At 45.9% G+C, this 19,492-nt stretch carries 19 protein-coding genes and 1 pseudogene; 8 read left to right on the forward strand and 12 right to left on the reverse strand.

What is annotated here, in order from left to right:
- Positions 1 to 382 precede the first annotated feature (382 nt).
- Genes cobN through ACJJI0_RS07235 form a run of 3 tightly spaced genes read right to left on the reverse strand, consistent with a single transcriptional unit; the run spans position 383 to position 5,213 of the window.
- Positions 383 to 4,333, reverse strand: a complete 3,951-nt coding sequence (gene cobN, locus ACJJI0_RS07225) for a cobaltochelatase subunit CobN (RefSeq protein WP_444885321.1) — start codon at positions 4,331 to 4,333, stop codon at positions 383 to 385.
- Positions 4,334 to 4,335: 2 nt separating this feature from the next.
- The gene (locus ACJJI0_RS07230) at positions 4,336 to 4,683 is read right to left on the reverse strand and encodes a DUF2149 domain-containing protein (RefSeq protein ID WP_020414951.1); all 348 of its coding nucleotides are present in this window, start codon (positions 4,681 to 4,683) and stop codon (positions 4,336 to 4,338) included.
- Positions 4,683 to 5,213, reverse strand: a complete 531-nt coding sequence (locus ACJJI0_RS07235) for a MotA/TolQ/ExbB proton channel family protein (protein ID WP_444885322.1) — start codon at positions 5,211 to 5,213, stop codon at positions 4,683 to 4,685. Before ACJJI0_RS07235 ends, ACJJI0_RS07230 begins: the two co-directional genes overlap by 1 nt.
- A 225-nt stretch (positions 5,214 to 5,438) precedes the next feature.
- Here ACJJI0_RS07235 and ACJJI0_RS07240 point away from each other — a divergent pair, with 225 nt between their 5' ends.
- A complete protein-coding gene (locus ACJJI0_RS07240; protein ID WP_444885323.1) occupies positions 5,439 to 7,610 on the forward strand; it encodes a TonB-dependent hemoglobin/transferrin/lactoferrin family receptor in 2,172 nt (723 codons plus the stop codon).
- 257 nt (positions 7,611 to 7,867) lie between these two features.
- Here ACJJI0_RS07240 and ACJJI0_RS07245 read toward each other — a convergent pair whose 3' ends face one another.
- Entirely contained in the window at positions 7,868 to 8,074 is a 207-nt protein-coding gene (locus tag ACJJI0_RS07245; protein WP_252085488.1) for a DUF2905 domain-containing protein, read from the reverse strand.
- 120 nt (positions 8,075 to 8,194) lie between these two features.
- Between ACJJI0_RS07245 and ACJJI0_RS07250 the strand changes: the two genes are divergently transcribed.
- The 3 genes and pseudogenes from ACJJI0_RS07250 to ACJJI0_RS07260 form a co-directional block, all read left to right on the forward strand.
- A complete protein-coding gene (locus ACJJI0_RS07250; RefSeq protein WP_444885324.1) occupies positions 8,195 to 8,908 on the forward strand; it encodes an NUDIX hydrolase in 714 nt (237 codons plus the stop codon).
- A gap of 67 nt (positions 8,909 to 8,975) precedes the next feature.
- On the forward strand, positions 8,976 to 9,899 hold the full coding sequence (locus ACJJI0_RS07255; protein WP_444885325.1) for an ADP-ribosylglycohydrolase family protein: 924 nt from the start codon (positions 8,976 to 8,978) through the stop codon (positions 9,897 to 9,899).
- A 175-nt stretch (positions 9,900 to 10,074) separates the two neighbouring features.
- A pseudogene (locus ACJJI0_RS07260) lies at positions 10,075 to 10,326 on the forward strand (integrase core domain-containing protein); the annotation flags it as partial.
- A 94-nt stretch (positions 10,327 to 10,420) separates the two neighbouring features.
- Here the strand turns inward: ACJJI0_RS07260 and ACJJI0_RS07265 are convergent.
- The 8 genes from ACJJI0_RS07265 to ACJJI0_RS07300 all read right to left on the reverse strand — a co-directional run bounded on the left by ACJJI0_RS07265 (position 10,421) and on the right by ACJJI0_RS07300 (position 13,686).
- Positions 10,421 to 11,176 (reverse strand): hypothetical protein, encoded by a 756-nt coding sequence (locus tag ACJJI0_RS07265; RefSeq protein ID WP_252085485.1) that lies wholly within the window; start codon positions 11,174 to 11,176, stop codon positions 10,421 to 10,423.
- Positions 11,177 to 11,693: 517 nt separating this feature from the next.
- Complete coding sequence (locus ACJJI0_RS07270) at positions 11,694 to 11,999, reverse strand: hypothetical protein (protein WP_444885326.1); 306 nt, start codon at positions 11,997 to 11,999, stop codon at positions 11,694 to 11,696.
- On the reverse strand, positions 11,992 to 12,228 hold the full coding sequence (locus tag ACJJI0_RS07275) for a hypothetical protein (RefSeq protein ID WP_444885327.1): 237 nt from the start codon (positions 12,226 to 12,228) through the stop codon (positions 11,992 to 11,994). Before ACJJI0_RS07275 ends, ACJJI0_RS07270 begins: the two co-directional genes overlap by 8 nt.
- 12 nt (positions 12,229 to 12,240) lie before the next feature.
- Entirely contained in the window at positions 12,241 to 12,492 is a 252-nt protein-coding gene (locus tag ACJJI0_RS07280) for a hypothetical protein (RefSeq protein WP_252085482.1), read from the reverse strand.
- A gap of 4 nt (positions 12,493 to 12,496) precedes the next feature.
- Positions 12,497 to 12,694 (reverse strand): hypothetical protein, encoded by a 198-nt coding sequence (locus ACJJI0_RS07285; protein ID WP_152453974.1) that lies wholly within the window; start codon positions 12,692 to 12,694, stop codon positions 12,497 to 12,499.
- Positions 12,695 to 12,718: 24 nt separating this feature from the next.
- A complete protein-coding gene (locus ACJJI0_RS07290) occupies positions 12,719 to 12,943 on the reverse strand; it encodes a hypothetical protein (RefSeq protein WP_252085481.1) in 225 nt (74 codons plus the stop codon).
- 59 nt (positions 12,944 to 13,002) lie between these two features.
- Positions 13,003 to 13,272: a hypothetical protein gene (locus ACJJI0_RS07295; RefSeq protein ID WP_152453976.1), complete on the reverse strand. Its 270-nt coding sequence runs from the start codon at positions 13,270 to 13,272 to the stop codon at positions 13,003 to 13,005.
- A gap of 99 nt (positions 13,273 to 13,371) precedes the next feature.
- Positions 13,372 to 13,686, reverse strand: coding sequence for a hypothetical protein (locus ACJJI0_RS07300; RefSeq protein ID WP_252085480.1), 315 nt, complete (start codon positions 13,684 to 13,686; stop codon positions 13,372 to 13,374).
- Between the two features lie 149 nt (positions 13,687 to 13,835).
- Here ACJJI0_RS07300 and ACJJI0_RS07305 point away from each other — a divergent pair, with 149 nt between their 5' ends.
- The 4 genes from ACJJI0_RS07305 to ACJJI0_RS07320 all read left to right on the forward strand — a co-directional run bounded on the left by ACJJI0_RS07305 (position 13,836) and on the right by ACJJI0_RS07320 (position 19,386).
- On the forward strand, positions 13,836 to 15,302 hold the full coding sequence (locus ACJJI0_RS07305) for an MltF family protein (RefSeq protein ID WP_444885328.1): 1,467 nt from the start codon (positions 13,836 to 13,838) through the stop codon (positions 15,300 to 15,302).
- Between the two features lie 28 nt (positions 15,303 to 15,330).
- Positions 15,331 to 15,747 (forward strand): DUF805 domain-containing protein, encoded by a 417-nt coding sequence (locus ACJJI0_RS07310; protein WP_444885329.1) that lies wholly within the window; start codon positions 15,331 to 15,333, stop codon positions 15,745 to 15,747.
- A 1,165-nt stretch (positions 15,748 to 16,912) separates the two neighbouring features.
- Entirely contained in the window at positions 16,913 to 17,314 is a 402-nt protein-coding gene (locus tag ACJJI0_RS07315; RefSeq protein WP_444885330.1) for a hypothetical protein, read from the forward strand.
- Positions 17,315 to 18,324: 1,010 nt separating this feature from the next.
- On the forward strand, positions 18,325 to 19,386 hold the full coding sequence (locus tag ACJJI0_RS07320; RefSeq protein ID WP_444885331.1) for a PQQ-dependent sugar dehydrogenase: 1,062 nt from the start codon (positions 18,325 to 18,327) through the stop codon (positions 19,384 to 19,386).
- The last annotated feature ends 106 nt before the right edge of the window (positions 19,387 to 19,492 follow it).

The raw sequence follows: 19,492 nt of genomic DNA on the forward strand, positions 1-19,492 counted from the left end.
TCACTGCAAAATATTTATGCTAGTTCAGAAAAAATCTCAATGGTGCTGATTACTTAATGAGCTACAGCAAAACCGAGACTTAACCTTTCCTAACATGGACCACTATGCTGAGACGCTTAATGCTAATTTCCACGCAATTAATTTTTCAGAATTATTTCACAAAAATGTCATCCCTGAATGGGTAGCCTGTGAGTGTTCTCTGACTTTACCTGCTGGATACGAAAAAATATCGACAGGTTCCTGAAAAATGACAGCAACATTAGCTTAAAATTTTTTCTGCCAAAAAAGAAAAAGCCAGCAACGCTGGTAAGAATTGCTGGCCTTAACTGATCAAAAAGTGACTTTAGGATTGGCTTTTATCGCCACGGGTAACCCCCAATGCCTAGACATGGGTCACTCGCAGCCCTCCCCCCTCAAAAAAGCGCTCAAAAAATACGCTAATAAATCCAGTGATAACAATTGCCAACAGTAATAACCACAAGAAGTCCCGGGGCTTATCCTGAGCTGCGGGCTCTTTTACTTCTTCTAGTTTCTGCCCACTAACTTGCTGAGACGCGGGAGCGCTGGCAGCGACATTATCTACCGTCTGGCCACTCACAAGCGGGGCAAGACCAAATCCAAGGGCCTGCTGATTCACAAAGTCAGTAAATTTCTCATTGTCTGTTGCTACATCGTACTGATTGGCAAGTTCAGTGTAAGTCTCCACCATTTCCCTTAGCGTTTCTGCATCGGCAGGCCAGTAGCCTTTGCGTACAGCCTCCAGCATACGCTCCAGCATTTGTGCCAGGGCTTCCGCATTGTGCTCCTCAAAGAACTCTCGCATATCCATTTGGTATTTATCCTCCACGTAGACCTCAAACATCTCCTGCCATTGGTCGTCGCGGATGGTTTCCGGAGTCATCACCTCCCAGCCCCACATGTTGTTCACGCGATCCAGGATTGCCGTTGCGCCGGCATAGCCGGATTCCTGCATCGCCTCAATCCAACGGGGATGGAAATAACGGCTACGCATTTCCTGATTGACAAATTCTCCCAGGGTCTGGGTTTTAATGTTGTCCTTGCGACGCAAGTTGGAGACATACATTTCGGGTGTCTTACCGTCGAGATTGCGCACCGCAAGCCCCATACCACCAAAATACTGGAAAGGGTCGTCATTAGTCATCATTGCGTAGAGATTGGTGGAGCGCGAGAATATCACTCCATCGGTACCGGAAAGCACCTTGCTATAAAGTGCAACATTGCGCTGGTCCTCGCTCCAACGGGACTCATCCTTGCCATAGGCAAACCCCATGCGGCGCATATACAGATCGGCCAGCTTGTCGTCTGTCTCCCAGCTGTCGGAAGCCAGGCTGGCACCATTCAAGCCGGTACCGTAATTGCCACTTTCATTGGAGAAAATGCGTACAGAGGAAAGATAGCGGGCATCTTCTTCGGAACTGCCTTCTTCCTTTAGTTGCTTTAATAAGGCCTGGCTGTGGCGATAAACAAAGTTGTTCTCCTCCTTCATCTGCGCCACTTTATCGATGGCTTCCGCCAGCCACAGCATCACATTAGGGAAAGCATCGCGGTAAAGGCCCGTAGCAGAGATCACCACATCGATACGAGGGCGCTTTAGCTCTGAATAGGGAATCACCTCAGTTCCAGTAACATTGCCCTGCTGATTCCATTTGGGCTTGAGACCCAGCGCATGCAGTATTTGCGCTTCCAACGCACCCTGGTGACGCATCGTCTCCAGGGACCAAAGGGAAAATGCCAGCTTATCCGGGAAACGGCCGTGTTTTTCCCGATAGTCGGCAATAGTTTGTTCCATCAGTTGAACGCCGGCCTCATAAGCCTCCTTGGACGGCACCTTAGCCGGGTTGAATCCAATCAGGTTGCGACCGGTAGGCACTGCCTGCGGGTTGCGAATAGGGTCACCCCCATAGCTCACCGGAATGTACTCACCGTCGAGCGCCAGCATCAGGTTTTGTAGCTCAGCGATACCGGCAAAGTTATCGGCATACTCCCGGCCCTGCTGCAGGTGATTTTGCAGCTCTTCAGAAAGTTCTGGCAACTTGCGGCCAGCCAGGGAGGCATTTAACAGCTGATAACCCGGCTGTGCTTCCAAGGCGACTACATTGCGTTCATCCAGCACCTGATCCTGCGGCAAACTCAGGCCCTGGTCGCTCTCATATTGGCCGGCGGCGGAGATAAAGTTTTCACCCAGCATTTGCAGCATGGTGCTGGTGAGATGCTCTGACTTGGGCAGCTGACCAAAACGATGGATACCCAGTGGCTGGCTCATTTCAGCCAGTTGGGCCAAGTGGTCCTGAAGACGACTGAGCTGGCCATCGAAATCAGCCTGCAAGGTTTCAGCGTTGATTTCTAAATCCTTGAGCATATTCAGCTTGTCCGCCAGGGCGATAATACGCTCCTGGGTATTCAGCCGGGTTTGCCCTTCTTCCAGTATCAGGTAATTACCAATCAACTCAGAGAGTTCGGCCACTTCGGCATAAAGACCCGCTTTAGCGAAGCCCGGTGTTAAATGGCTGATCATCGTCGCACGTCCGCGACGCTTGGCCTGCATAGCTTCGCCTACATTATCAATAATGTAGGGATAAAATACCGGGATATTACCCAGAGCCAAATTTGGGGCGTCGTACACAGAGAGCCCGCGCTCCTTACCGGTTAGCCACTCCTGGGAACCATGTGTTCCCAAGTGAATATAGGCATCAGCCCCGAAAGTTTTGCGCGCGTAGAGATAAACCGCCAGGTAGGCATGGTTTACCGGCGTTTTCATATCGTGATAGAGGGAGGCGTGATCTTTAGCATTATCCGCGCGCACCCCCTGTGGCAGGACAATCAGGTTACCCAATGTCATGCGTGGGATAACGAAAGCCAGCTCACCATCATAATCTGCCAACATAGCGTTATCTTCCGGCTTACCCCACCGCTCCACAATGGGATCACGCACAGAGGCCGGCAAACGATTAAACCAATCGACATAGGTGGAAAGTGGCATCCAGTCCGCCAAACCTTTATCAATCAGTGCCACGCTGTCTTCACGGCGATAATAAGGGCGCAGCAATTGGCCTGCCCAGGCGATCAGGGTCTTGGAGTTCTGCTGTTCTATTTGATAGCCACGCTCCGCCATGGCTTTGGCGATAGACTCAATAGAAGAAGGGACATCGAGGAAGGCCGCACCAATATTCTTCTCACCGGGAGGGTAGTTCCAGATAAAGGTAGCCACTTTTTTCTGGTTGTTTTTTTTGTAGCCAAGAGAGGCATGACTCCAGGCGCGTTCCACCAACGCATCGAGCTGGTCTGTCATTACAACCTTATTGCCACCTTCACTTGCGGCAACAATTACCGGATCGATACTACCGGTGTCTTCAGGCATCACCAGGAAGAATGGAGTTAACGAAGGAGAGACCCCACTATTATCGGCAAGATAATCCGCTTCACTGCCCTCGGTATAGTTCAGGGCATGAATCACCGGGACACCCAACTTTTCGAACTCCGCGCGACGTTTACTCACATAATGGAGAGAGCGGTAATTGATCATCAGATCAACACGTGTTTGCCCCGCTTCGTCTTGCAGTAAATCCGGATAGGAAAGCGGCAGATCCTCACCTTCAAAGAAAAAGGCAAAAGCCTTAGCACCTTTTTCTTCCAGGCCAGCCAAGATGGCATCTACAACCTGCTGCTGCTCGTAATCCACGACTGAGCGATGGATAGCCAAACCTATAACCGGCTGCTCTGCGGATACCTGCAGCCAATTAAAGAAATCCCCTTCGCTTTCAGTCACCAGGTTTGGCAGACGCGGATGATAAAAACCCACTTTAGGCACAATAATTGGGTCGACTACAGGCTGCTCAGAGAGGCCAAAGACTTTGGAGGAGAGGAACTGCATTAAGTGCCGGTAGTTCTGACGCCCAGCATTATTGAAATACGCAGCGATGGATTGGTGCTGTTCAACAGTCAGCCCCTGGTTCATGGAGGCGTTATCGGCATCTCCCAGGGAAAGCACAGGCACGTTGGAGAACTGGGTTAACAGCGGCTGGTATTTTCCAAACATAAATTGGGAGAGTGCCGGATTGATACCGTCAAGCATCACCAGGCTGGAGGAACCCCAGGCCTGCGCTATTTGCTCTTCACTCTTCCCTTTGCTGTTAAATATCTCCAGGGTAAACGGCTGGTCCGCAGCCAAATCAGATAACAGCTCCCCCTTGGCTTTCGCGGTATGGCTGGACATCATCAGCAAAACTTTGGGTTTATCGTTAGCCTGCACCATCATCGTAGTGAAGGCTATTACGACGAAGCATGCCAATTGCATACAAACCTTCTTCAACATGACTATTTACCCCCTACAGCCTTGTCTTTTGCAGACTCTTCTTTTCCTTCCGGTACATAGACCAGGCTGCCGTCTGCCATCTGGTAAGCAACACCAGCGCGAGTGCCCTCTCCGGAACCAATTTCACCAGTGGATTTGTACTGCTTAATTTCTTCCCCATCTTTTACGATGACTTCCATATTGGGCTCACCGGCATTTTTGATGACTGTGACCTTTTCATTGGAAAACACGTTTAGCGGGTTTTGTGCGATAGCGATAAGCAGTGCGGCAATAATCACCAGAAAAACATCAATCAAGTTAACCGCACTCAAAATCGGGTTGAGCTCTTCATCTTCATCCAGGAAGCGCATTAAACAGCCTCCTTCAATTTGCGAATGTTAATTAGCTCAGCAGCAAACCAACGCTTCTTTACCGAGGCCGGCCAGAAGGTCAGGGTAGAAATTGCGAGGCCCCAGATCACAGCAGCAAAAGCGATAATCAGGTTTTCACTGATCCCCTGGATATTGCCATCGGCCAAGGCTCGCAACGCCGGCCCCATCGGGATCATGGTGGCGATCAAGCCCAACATGGGGGCAATGCGTGTAGCCATACGCAGCATCTCCAACTTTTTCAGTGCAAAAACTTCCAACTCGTCATCACATGCCAAAGGGTGTCGCACGTAATAGTTGTGCACCTGAAAGCCTGGCAGCTCCTCTTTCCGACCTTGCTTTAAGGCCAAGCTGTAGGTGCCAGCATTGCGGCGTCGCAGCAGCCATAGGGAGATAAAGCGTCCCGTTGCGTAAAGTGCGTAGATAAAAAGAACCAGAATCGCCAGTAATACTGGGGCCATAAACAAATCAGCCACATCGGCCATCAGGTTCTCAATTATCGAAATATTCATTGCAAGTCTCCTCAGCCCAGCACTTTCGTTCTGTATTAATGGCCGCGGAAACTAACGGAACTCCCTATCAACGTCAAATTTAATCTAATTGATAGTGATTCGCATTTAGCTTTACATTAAGAAAATTATCCCTATAATCCCCCCTCAATCGGCGCCAGTGGTGAGCAACCAACCACTGCCGACCAACAAGAGCAGAAGTACAGAAATTACCTCAAGGACAACACCATGAAACTTCGCCCAATTGCAGCGGCCATACTGGGCCTGGCTTCCGTCGCTAACCTGCATGCCGAAACTTCAGGTTCAGAAGCCAACAGCGACCTGGAACTGATTGTGGTCAGCGGCCGCGCGGAAAAGCCGCTGAAAGATGTCGCAGGAAGTGTTTCTGTTGTCACCAATGAGGACATCGAACAGCTTCAGCTGAACGATATGAATCAGCTGTTCCAATACGAGCCCGGAGTTGAAGTAACCGGCGCCGCCGGCAGTGCACAAAATATCCTGGTACGCGGCATGGGTGGCGACCGGGTACTGATTATCAAAGACGGTATGCGGGTTAACGAGGGCTATGGAGCCAATGGTAAAAATGACATCGTGGGCCGCGGCTTTATTGAAATAGATACCCTGAAACAGGTAGAGGTGGCCAAGGGCGCTGCGTCTTCTTTATACGGTTCTGACGCGCTTGCCGGCATCGTGGTATTCACCACCAAAGATGCCAGCGACTACTTAGAGGACGGAGAGCAATTCGGCGGTGCGATCAAAACCGGATACACCGGTATTACCAATCAATCACACATCTCCCCTACCCTGGCTCTGCGCACCGGCAACTTTGAACAACTACTGCATACCACCTTCCGCGATGGAGAAGAGCAACAAAATTTCGACGAGAGCCAAGCCCCCTTCGAAATCGAGTCAAAAAGCCTGCTTTACAAGGCCAAGTACGACCTTGGCGGTGAGGACTTTGTCAGTTTCAGCATAGATCATTGGAATCAGGAAAGTACCGGCGACAGCGCCGACGGCCTGCTTCACTACTTCCGCGGGCTGGCCGATTACGGCTACAACGTCGTCAAGGAAAAATCAATCTCCGATAAAGAGGTCCGCGCTTACCAACTGCGTTACCACAGCGAAACTCCCAGTGCAGTCTATGACCAGCTGAGTATCAGCCTGTATAAAAATGAATCCGAACAGCAAGACGAACAGTATGGCCAGCTGGACATCAATGCCCCTATGTTTGGAGTTCTTGAAATCCGTGATATGTGGGAAACTGGCCTTTATAGCCAAGATACTATTGGCTTCCTCTCCAATGCCAGCAAGACTCTGAGCGAAACCCACACGCTGGGATACGGCCTAGACCTGGAAAAAACCGAAAGCCGCCGTACCCTACTCCAGTACCGCGAAGTGGCTGGTACATCCACAATGAATATCCCAACAGAAAAGTTCCCAGAAAATGCAGTCTCCCGTGCGGGATTATTCCTGAACGATGAAATGACTTTTGCCAATGGACAGCTGATTGTAACCCCAGGGGTACGCTACGATTGGTACGAAATGGACCCCGATGGTGCAGAAAAAGCTGACGGTACTCCTTTTGCCACGATTGAGGAGAGCAACCTCTCCTTCAATCTAGGAGCCCTCTACAAAATCAACTCTCGCTTGTCTGCCTTCATCCAATACGGCCAGGGTTTCAAAGTACCAGCCTACGATCTGGCATATATCGAGCACTATAAACAGCCAACTTCTACTTATGCTTACGAGGTATTACCAGCTGATGATCTGTCTCCAGAAACCAGCGATTCCTTCGAACTCGGCCTGCGTGGACACCTGGGCCCCATCGCCTTCAGCGCTGCCGCCTTCACTACCGAGTATGATGACTTCCTCCAAACTGAACTCATAGACAGCGAAACTTTCTTCAACAACGATGGCAGTTTCTCGCACGTGTTTGAGCAATACCAATACCAAAACATAGACTCAGTGACGATCAAAGGAGTGGAGCTGAGCGCAAATTGGTACCTATCTCCAGCGTTCGAGCTATTTGCTAATGCCAGCTATCAACGCGGTGAAAACGATACCACCGGCGAATACCTCACCAGTATCAGCCCACTTTCCGGTGTCGTTGGTGCCAGCTACACAGGCGCACAACTTTCCAGCCAAGTACTAGTGCGCTGGGCAGACCGCATGGAACATGTCAATGAAGGCGAAACAGGAACTCCAGGCTATGGCTCTGTAGATTGGACTCTGGGCTACCAGCTGATGGAGCAGATGTCTCTCAATCTGGCAGTCAACAACTTGCTCGACAAGGAGTTTGTGCCCTACCTAAATGTTGCTGGCTGGGATGAAGACAGTGATATCTACGTAAACTCTGCTCCGGGCCGTACTTTCTCTGCATCCATTAAGTACGATTTCTAAGTTATTAATCCGGCTAATTTGTGGATAGCCGGATTGATACGACGCAAGGAAGCGTCGTCGCTGGTCACGGCCAGCAAAGCCCCTGAAATACAAATCACTCTGCGCTTTTGCGCAATTTCAGAGGCTGAATCAGGTAGGTCACGGACGACCTTTTTTGACTAGCGGAGAACGCACCCTCCTTTTCTCATACTCTCCTATAAGTCCCTTGCGGCCGCCCCCATGCGGCCTTTTTTTATTCTGCTGCATCAATAGAATATTTATCTGCGGAAAAAATTAACTAAGAGGCTTAATATCAGGCTGACAATAATCATCGAGACAATTGGAAAATAAAAACGAGTGCGGCTAGATTCAATACGAATATCCCCCGGCAACCGGCCAAACCAGTTAAATAGCCAGGGGGCAAAATGCAGCGCTATACCAACGACTATCAGGACCAATCCAGTAATAATCAACCAGCGTGACATATCTCTCCTCTCATTTTGCTCTATTCAATTGACAAGAAGAATTTGTTTACCCCTCTAACCCCCTTGAGCACGCAAGATTAGGCAGCTACCATAAGTGACCAACTGACACTTAGTGAGGCAATGAACGAGAAAGAATTCCTTGCCGCCTACGACAAGGGCAACTTTGAAGCCCCTCTAGTTACCGTAGATGCCGTCTTGTTTACTTATCAAGATAGTCAATTCAAAGTTTTGCTGGTAGAGCGCTCCAATCATCCCGAACAGGGAAAATGGGCGCTGCCGGGAGGTTTCATTTCCGAGAGCGAAGATAAGACCCTAGAGGATACGGTCACCCGAAAGCTCAAAGAGAAAACCGGAGTTGTTCCCCCTTATGTTGAGCAACTAGCTACCTTTGGTGGCGCCTCCAGAGATCAACGGGGCTGGTCTGTAACCATTTGTTACACGGCTCTGATCGCTAATCAGGCCTGTGAAAGCGAATTAGAAACCATCTCCGATGTCGCCTGGCTGCCTATCGAAAAAGTTAAGAAAATGAACTTGGCCTTTGATCATCTCAAAATTATTAATAAGGCACATGAGCGTCTTATTCAAAAGGCTCTTTACAGTATTATCCCAGCCTACGCACTGCCAAAGAAATTCACTCTACCCGAGCTTCAACAGGTGCACGAAGTCATTATCGGCAAGCCACTGCAGAAAAAGTCCTTTCGCAGAAGGATTGAGCAGGCAGATCTTCTGATAGATACCGGTGAAAAACGTACTGAGCGAGGTCGCCCGGCCGCGTTGTACAGTTTGCGTCCAGGTTCAGGGAAACATACTTTCGTGCGGAATCTGGAGCAATAGCCCTGCCCCATTGTCCCTAATTTTATTTAGCAATCACTCTCAAGCAGGTATAAGAAGGTTTTTATAGGTGAATATTGAAACGCTAGACAAGGTAAAAGGCTGTTTAGTCGGACTCGCATGCGGTGATGCTGTGGGCACCACGTTGGAGTTTAAGTACAAAGGGGAATTCACTCCTTTATCAGACATGGAAGGTGGAGGCCCATTTGGATTAAAAAAGGGGCAATGGACCGATGATACCTCCATGGCGCTCTGCCTGGCCCACAGTTTACTCCAGAAAAAAGGCTTCAGTGCGACTAATCAGATGAATCGTTACTGTAACTGGTACCAATATGGGTATATGAGCTCTACGGGTGAGTGCTTCGATATTGGTTCAACAGTTTTATCCGCATTAAATCGATATCTGCAAACAGGTGATCCTTTTAGTGGTTCAACATCTACTCGCTCGTCAGGTAATGGTTCACTCATGCGCTTAGCGCCAATTCCCATATTTTTTTCTTCAACAGCTTCGGATGCCATTTATTTCGCAGGGGAAAGCTCCAGAACCACTCATGGCTCGGACGAATGCATCGAAAGCTGCCGACTCCTCTGTAATCTAATACTTTCCATATTTATTGGCATCAATAAAAATGAGCTTCTCGCTTCTATCGAACAAACTCCAACTACTGAAAAAGTAAAAACCATTGCCAGTGGGCAATTTCTAGACCAGCACTATGAAGAGTTAACCGGAAGTGGTTACGTTATCGAGTCCCTAATATCGGCGCTTTGGTGTTTTTTCAATACCAATAGTTTTCGGGAAGCCATTCTTTTGGCAGCCAATATTGGCAACGATGCTGATACAACAGCAGCCATTTGCGGACAAATAGCCGGAGCTTACTACGGAGTTTCTGGAATACCTGAGGAATGGGCCCAGCAAATCTCTTTGTCGGAAGAAATTCACACCTTGGCAGAAGATCTCTATAAGGTTGGGCTATCAGTCGCCAATGAATGGTAAAGCCGGTATAAGCCGGCTCTTGAACGCGATGTAATAAGAAGAGCTCAGATAGCTGTTGCCAGCATCCCCTCCTGTGTCGGCATTTCTGCCAGTAAGCGGACGGCCTCAAAATCCTGATCGACCAACAGCTTGTCATCGCGAAATACCCAGCGAAGCTGATTGATACACTCTCCTAACTGCTGCTCGCGAATCGTTTGGTACTGGCCATCGTGAGCGCTTCCATAAAACTATATTACAAGAGTTCTACCAACCATCGTTGCGACGAAAGATCTATGGATCAATAGAAGACCTACAAAAGGATCTAGACGAATGGCTCGTATATTACAATAATGATCGAACTCATCAAGGTAAAAAGTGTTGTGGTCGCACACCGATAGCAACCCTTGAAGAGGGTAAAAGTATCTGGAAGGAGGAGCTCGTAAACTGAATTTGACCTGACAGAGCACCTTCTGAAAAACCGGTGACTGTCAGATCAAGTCTGAACTACAACAGATTAATAATTTGATATGTTTATTTATCTGTTAATTTTGAGCGTTACCGTTACCGTTACCGTTACCGTTACCGCCACGAGGAGGTTCTGAAATTTCAAGTACCGTCCAATTTTTTGCTAGGAGTTGACCTTGTAAAGTTTCATTCTCATTTCTGACGTAGGCATCGGGCCCAAACCTTAGATGGTCGGGTCCAACTGGATAAGCTATGAGTGCCCCCGTGTTAGCATAGGTGCTTAAAGAAGTGGCCATTTGGTTGTTTATCAATGGCGCATTTCCATTTTGTCCATATCTAGGATCATAACGCCTTCCTTGTTCTGCAGAAAAACGATAGGGCTGAGCATCAGTATTTAGACGATAGCCTTGATCAGCAAGCTCGGCGCTAATTGCACCTCTCAAAGAGGGGTCGTATGTAAGTAGGTTTTGATCACCAATTAATGATAATTGTTTTTGGGCCCCACCATTGGAATAGAGTCTATCATTAACTTCAATAGGTTCTTCAACTGCTATCATCGTGTCGGGAATATTTAAAATTGCAGTTGCAGTATTTTTTGCAGCTGCTCTTATATCCTGAGATTGTGCGCCATGCCTTTCTCCCATTATGAGAAGTGCACACATGTCTCCCTCATGATACATAAGTATCGGAGGTGGCATTTGAAAGTCGGCTCCAGTGTCCGGTATTTGTGCGAAAGCATCGCTCATTGTGGCGACCACATAAATATTGTACTGATCTATTGCACTCCAAATTGCTCGAGCATTAGGTAATTGGCTAAGTTGTGTTACTGGCATCATTAATTCCTATCTTAAAAAATTACAGAGTGTTCAATAAGCTACATTGACATAGCTAGCAGAAGTCTAGGGCTAACTAGAAAGGTTTTTTGTCTTTATGTTTCTCCTTTTTGTATACTCTTGGCATTTACTTTGTATCTTAATCCTTAGCTTGATTACATATACATTTATTTCATGGTGAATAGATCAAGCATTGGAGAAGCCGCTAACGAGCGGTGTAGAAAAACAGATTAACCAAGCCCTCTATCCAATCAATCGTCGCTCATCTAAATTTCTGAAGATTTTTTCTAGAGAACTAAAATTATCTCAATACATAAAAATTTGGTTTCTTGTAAGCGACCTTAAATCACAGCCAAATGGCCGAAATGAAATGGCTGGAAGCGGCCGATAAAAACCGCAAAATCATAATCTGGCTGCATTGCAGCAAGCTCCTTGCTGTATTTTCTCTCCCCGGTCTCTCCAGGAAACCCCACGAGTTATTGCCCTCTAGTCACTAAAGGTCAGCTGGAGCGCTATGTTAACTTTTATTACTCTTTTGATGGACCATTTCAAGAGCATACTGATAAGCTTCTCTGACATCGTCTTTTAGTGAGTTGACACCTATACCACTTAATACTTCCTTATAGCTGGTATTGGATGGATTCTGAAGCCACTTCATCATCACACTATTTTTTAACATGATATTGCTAAGTCTTTCATCCCTTAACGAGTCAGATTTTCCTTGTAAAATGTGAATTCCTTGTAGCTCTACCGCGTTTCTCACAATTTGCTTGGAAATATTACTCACATCCGGCTGAAAAGTATTTTTAGTCTGATTACTCATTATCTTCACCTTGCCCCTTTATTTGGTCATCCATCTCAAAGCCTGTAGTTGATATATCCGAAAAGGATTTTGTCAATGCATCGTTAACTTCTCGACAGATAGCCATGATTGACTGCTGTAGCTCTTCACCCAAGTCAACATCGGTGCCTTGACTGCTAATCAGTTTATCCAGCTGCTCTTCAAAATCCGGAGGGAGGTAACTTTCTCTTGTAGGTTTTGTATTAGGCATAAGTTGAAATCCTTAACGCATGAACATTGAAAGCAACAGCATCAAGAAACTCTGAATCACAGCCACGATCAACTGTATATGTGCAACGATGATTATCAGCAGGAAGATGAGGTTGAATGGTTGGGTCAACCATTTCTGAAAAGCTTTCCCGGCAACTGTAGAGGTTTGCAAGGCTGTATCCCTTACATGATCGGCTGCACTTTGAACTAAAAAAGAGGAAGACATACGCTTCCCTTCTTTTGCCGCCCCCCCCTCGTCTTTCATAAAATTACAAATCAACTATTTTATTTAGCTGCTTAGTCATCAACAACATACGCTGGTTGCGCGCATTGACTTGATCTTGCAGCGTAGTTTCCACAGCGCTATTGATGGAACGCTGCAAGTAAGCACTAGACATCACATCAATCAGCCTCCCCTTCCCTGCGGAGAGCTCCCTAAGCGTTGGTGTATCATCATCCTTTGCCATCTGTTCATCCTTTCAGACAGTAAATTAGAAGGTATCTCTAAATGTGCGCGCCCCAACTGCCGACATTTGCAGGATTGAATTTGCTGTTGCCTGCATTTGAGTTGCGCCGGTATGGGTAAATTCACGTACTTGTAGTTTAGATAGTGCAGACAAATCGCGCAGACCATCTAGATGAAGGCTAAGTGCTGAAGAAGTTGCCATCTGATCAACCACTTTAGTCGCCAGGCGATCTCGGAAAGTATCTCTCATAACTTGCTCCTTTTATTAAGGGGTAGCGATAAACCGCTACCCCTTGAAGGTCAAAAACCTTACTTACCGCCATCCATGATGTAATTTACGGCCTTTGCACCTGCCGCCGCCATTTGCGTCATAGCATTGGAGGTTGCTTGCATTTGTGTTGCACCTGTGTGAGTAAACTCACGAACCTGCAGCTTGGAGAGCGCAGACAGGTCACGTAGACCATCCAGATTCAGGCTTTGTGCTGAAGAACTGGTTGTCTGGTCAGAGACTTTAGGGTCAACACGATCGCGATAAGGGGAAGGTTGAATACCGTCTACAGTATTGGTTTCATCAGACATAATTTTTTCCTTTCAATCAGTTAATTAATCAACCCAGTTATTGGGCTATATCACTGTACGGAAAATCCCAATCACTGATAATCGGGAAACTTTTCTCCATCAGCGATTAGATAGCTGTGCAGTATCTTTTTGCCCCTCCCCTTTACTACCATTACCCAAAATAGCATTTACCGCAGTGGCGCCAGCCGCAGCCATTTGTGTCATGGCATTGGATGTGGCCTGCATCTGGGTAGAACTGGTATGAGTAAATTCACGTACCTGTAATTTGGAAAGTGCAGACAGATCGCGCAATCCATCTAGATTTAGGCTTTTCGCAGCACTTGAAGTGGTTTCATCAGATACTTTGGGGTCGAGCCGATCCCGGTAAGGCGAGGGATCAATTCCTTCCAAGTTGCTATCAGTTTCATCAGACATGTTTTTTCCTTCTCTTAGAGGGTTGCTAGGTATGTAGCCCGATCACTCTAAACCGCGATTTATAACCAGTTAATCGGGAATTGCTTCCTCCTTTTGGCTTAGCGAGACATCGATAGGCTCCAAGATTTAAACCAAGTTAAGGAGCTATCATGAAGTCATTCAATAAAAGTTGGATTTTCCTTCTCTCAGCAATGATCCTCTCAGGAGTCATTATCTATGCCTGCAAGATCCCGAAGAATCGACTCAACAGTATCCTGGCAATAGATACGTTAACTGTCGCCACGCGAATGGATGGGGTGGGCTGTTATTATCATCGTGGTCAGCCTGCCGGGCTGGAATGCGATTTACTACAAGCTTATGCAGAGCACCTGGGCGTAAATATTGAATTCAAAAAAACGTCATCGATTAACAAAATTTTAACTTTAGTGAAAGAAGGAAACGTAGACATAGCAGCTGCAGATCTTACCCACACCCGCAAGCGGGAAAAACAAATAACGTTTAGTCACACATTATTTGAAACACGGGAGGTACTCGTACAGCGCAAAAAAAAAGCCTTAGCAGTATTCAAGGATCTAAAAGGAAAAACACTCATTATTCATCAAGATAGCGCCTATCTTGATGAGATAGAGGAGAAAGCCCTATCTCAAGAAATTCCCCTGACCTATCCCGGAAGCGCAAAAAACATGACAGCAATCAGAATTGGTTTTGCGGATAAAGCAGTATCAATTCTTGAACTCATTGATGCCGTTAGCATGGGGGAAATAGATTTCACTATCGCCGATGAACACATCGTGAATGGAAGTAATGGTTACAGAAATAACTTAGATACCTCGCTGGTATTTGGGGAAAATCGAAAGGTTGCTTTTGCTTTAACCAAGGATAATGATACCTCTCTCCTCGACGATCTCAACAGTTGGCTGAAAAGTGCAGAGGCCCAGACAATACTCCAGAAATTTCTGAGCCAACCAAACAAGCTAAGAGTAGGCTACCAACAAGAATATATCCTACCCAATAACACGTTAAGCCCCTGGGACAAGCTCTTTAAACGCTATGCAATTGAACCTTTCGATTGGGTATGGCTTGCCGCACAAGCATCTACAGAATCCAACTTTAGGCCTAATGCCATATCCCACGCCGGGGCACAGGGGCTAATGCAGTTAATGCCTGAAACTGCCAATGAAATGGGAGTAAAGGATAACTTTAACCCGGCACAAAATATCCAAGGTGGCTCAAAGTACAATCTGAATCAATATCAACGTTGGATGAATTTACCGAAACGGGATGCCATGGCCTTTACTTTTGCTTCCTATAACGCAGGTGCCGGACACGTCTTAGATGCCCGCCGACTAGCACTGCAGGATGGGATGAACCCTAACCAATGGTTCTCAACCAGCAACAGCAAAGGAGTTGAAGATTACATCGTACTCTTGCAAAAAGCAGAGTTCTACAATAGTCCAGAGGTAAAATATGGCTATTGCCGCGGCACAGAAACCCGCCATTATGTGCGCAAAATATTTCAGAGAGAAGCCGCTTATAGATCCCAACTTGAGAGCCTAAAGAAAAACAGTGAAGCAATTCCCGATGATAATACATCACCTCGGAACCACACCATATAAGCTCTGACAATCAGATGAGGAAATGCTCATGAGGGATCAAGACTATCTGGATTTTTATTTCAACTTTGATGGTAACGTAACGCGGCGACAGTTCTGGCTGCTTTTTATAATACCGGTGCTCTGCATTCAGTTTATTACTGGGCTAATATTGGAATATGGCAATTTTAATTTCAGCGATGGAATTTGGAAAACTGCAGAAATATTTATGGCGGTAGTCAGTGTCCCGGTTCAGCTAAGCATAATCTGGGTTTCGCTAACAGTATGCAGCAAACGCCTTCGCAGTTCTGGGCTACCCCGTCGTATGTTGATCGTTGCCATACCAGGCATTGGAGCAATATGGGTTTGCGCAGAGTTATTTTTTGCCCCCAATGCAGCCAGGAATTCAAACAGCGAAAAGTTGCTAGAACCTGAAGACACCTTGTACAACAGACCTGACACTCAGTAGGAAAATAGCGCCTGGCCATCCGCTGGGCGCACTTACATCAAACATTACCATACAGTGCCACCTATCATATCCAGACAACCACCCTCCTAATTAAAAATAATTTCAGCCAGTTTAAAAAAACTTATTCAAAAACACTGACTCCTCTAAGAAAAAACTACTAAATTCTTAGAGCAACAACACCCCACAAGCATTATTACGGTCCTACATGGAACCAATTTTTAATACTTAAACTCTACACATCAATGTAATTCACTTACACAGCAAGTGAATTACATCACAATTCAAAAATAAATTTTTATACTCTTACTTTCTATTTACCTCTTTTAATCAAATAAAGACAAATAGAGCATCCTCAAAAGCTGTAAAGTAAAGTCTGTACCGCAAAGAAGATAGGGAGCAAAGAAGCCTCAAGCACCTATATAGACTTCTCTTCCCATAGAATGATAGAAGGGCGTGAGGCATGTGTATTCAACTCTTGAATGCCACCCCTCACCCAATAAACTAACAACTATTCTCTAAAGTGAACATTCTCTTTCATCTTTTAGAGTCGTCCTACTTATAAATCACAGCTAAAGAGCATAAAGCACCAAAGGATTGACTCCTAGGAGTATGGGCAAACATTACTCCTCTGATAGCTGCATCAACTTGATTTTAAACGGCTACTAACTTTTATCAGCTCCTCTCCCAGACAATCATTTCAAGATAGCTTGCTTCATAGAACGCCCCTTAAAAGAAGAAAAGTTCAAGTAGAGATCAACCAATGATTAATCCCACCCAACCAAGAAGTATTAAATCATTGACATTTATTGAAAATGTCAACATTCATCATTAACAACGAGCCACCGTAGAACGATGAATTAAAGTATTTGGCTATCGGCTAGCAGGTCAATGCCTTTGGGCCCACATATATTTCCTAAATATCTACAAAGATCAAAAAATCAAAATTCAACCCCGGATACTGCAAACTCCGGTGTTACTTTTTCCCACAACTTGTAAATACTACCTTTCCTTTCATCATAAAATCTTTTTTCACTTTCATCCATCCCTAAAAAAATCAAAAGAGCACAAAGCCACACCATAACGCATTGGGAACCATTTCACTCTACGCCAGGGTATATCGTTAATCGTACTCTCGTTGCATGTTATATCTGACAAGGATGACAAAATGCAGCAAGGGAACCAAAACCGCTTTTATAGTGTGGAGATTGATCACAAGAAGCTACCAGATCTGATGCAAGAGCTTATCGAGCTAATTGGCTATAGCGATATGCTTATACTGATAGCTTCTTTTGGAGGGCAGGATGTTTATATCCCTAAATATCCAGAGAGAAGCAAGCTGATAGATATACTACCCATCCAATCCTTGCAAACCCTTAGTGACATCTATGGCGGTACCTATCTCACCTTACCCACATCACGACAAATCGACATTCAGGCACGTAATCGTGAGATTTTACAAGCTTTGCACTTTGGTGAATCTCGATCAGCAGTTGCCAAAAGATTCGGGCTTGGGGTAAGGCAAGTGGCAAATATAAAAGCAACTGCTAAACACAATAATCGTCACTAAGACAAAAGTATTAAAATAGTTTTGTTTGAAATAAAAATATAAAGAGCTGCTTAACACGTTATTTCTATCTCAGCAAATAACAATCCGAACCAGTAGATATGGCTTATTATCCTGCGTAAAACTAAATTATTAGTCGCCTGAGTAACAGCTATTCACCAATGAAAGGAAAAACAACAAGCTTTCTTTAACTCTAGCCTGTGCCGGTAGCCATTTCTCCTTGGTTGATACATGGAGTACATGTATGCTTGCTTTCAAAAAGAAGGGAGTTAACTTCTTTGTTTAGCCTCAATGAGGCTGGGGTAGAATCCGCTGAACCATCAGATTTTCTTGAGAAGAACTCTTTAAGAGTTGCTATAGCCTGCTTGACTATTAAGGCCTGTCAATGTAGATCTTAAACCCTAAAATGAAGGCCATAGCATTAACATAGGTATTACATACCACGCTCAATTAAAATATCGCTTAACCATAAAGCCTATAAATTCCAATTACATATCCTGAACAACTCCCCCCCTTAGCTATTTTTTTCACCAAAAGAGCTGCTATTCCCCCCCCGTTATCTGCTATTCATTGACACCCGTCTACTCCCACAAGTCAAAAGTATTTTGGCGCCACATCAGCTAATTTCACTACCATTATCACAATCTCGATATAAGTAGAAAGCGGAAAACCTAAAAAATTTTGAGTAAACTATTCTCCTACTACTTTTAGCTGATAGGCTGAAATGGTTGATTATTTCACTATTGAATTTTTACAAAATAAAAAATAGTTCAGTATAGACTAGGTACCACTAAGAAAGAGACTCTTCATGCAATGCGTAGTGCTCATTGCACTGGGCAAATCGATATTGTTGTCAATAGCCCTATTGTTATACTGTTCGGCACACCCACCTACCCCAGGGGTCGCCTAAAGTGAGAAGGGTTTCTTTTTATACAACATTATTAGCGTTCACTTGCACAATCATCTCTGGTGTAAGCTCTGCTGATACTTTTCTTTCCCGGGGCGCGATCCCCGTGATAGACAAAATTAAGATTAGTAAGGTGACAGGCCCTATTCCATATCCATGGGGTATAGCCTTGCTCCCTGATGGCACTCTAATCATCACTCAGCGAGATGGTAAGTTACGCACCATAAGCAACAATACCCTTTCCGAAGCTATTGATTTTCCAGCGCAGGTTTTCTTTGAGGGGCAAGGAGGGCTTCTGGATGTAATTGCCAGCCCAAACTTTGACAAAGACCAGCTACTTTATTTTAGTTACGCTAGTGGCAATACTGAAAGTAACCGCCTAACTATTGGTAAAGGAAGGTGGCAAAGTGGCCAGCTGGTGGACTTTCAAGAGATATTCAAGGCAGCTCAAGGTAAAAAGAATAGTGCACATTTTGGTTCGAGATTTGCCTTTCTCCCTGACGGTACCCTGCTGGCCAGTATTGGGGACGGCGGCAATCCCCCACAGGATTTTCTCGACATCTTTGCCCGTGAGCAGGGACAAAATCTACAAACACACTTTGGCTCAATAATCCGTATTGGCCCTGATGGCTCAGTACCTGATGACAACCCCTTTGTAAATACCAAAGGCGCCCTCCCAGAGATTTGGAGTTTTGGCCACCGCAACCCTCAGGGGCTTGCTATCGACCCTGAAAGCCAGGTTATCTGGTCCTCAGAGCACGGTCCTGCAGCTGGAGACGAATTAAACCAGGTCCAAAAGGGCGCTAACTACGGTTGGCCTAGAGTGACCTTTGGTAGGGATTATCGGGATGGATCCAACATCTCTTTCAAAATTGCCAGCCCGGAATTTACCTCTCCTTTCCTTGCCTGGATTGATACTCATGCCCCCGGCGGCCTCACCATTTATACCGGCACAGCATTTCCACAGTGGCGTGGTCACCTCCTTTCCGCTGGTTTGGTCACCCAAGACCTGAGGGTAATCAATCCACAAGGGGATCCGCTGAATATTGAGAAAAGAATTGTCATCGGTGAGCGGGTTCGAGACGCTGAAATCGGAGCAGACGGCAATCTCTACATCATCACCGATGGACCCCAGGGCCATTTACTTCGTATAGAACCCGATCAGTAAGAAGCCCCCTACTCCCACACTCATTAACCCAGTAGCCATTTAATCTACTTTTCAGGGGGCATGAAGCCACCATAGAATGGCCAATAACGAAAACAACAAGGCATTC

The sequence above is a fragment of the Microbulbifer mixtoriginis (SeqCode) genome (genome assembly GCF_052466695.1).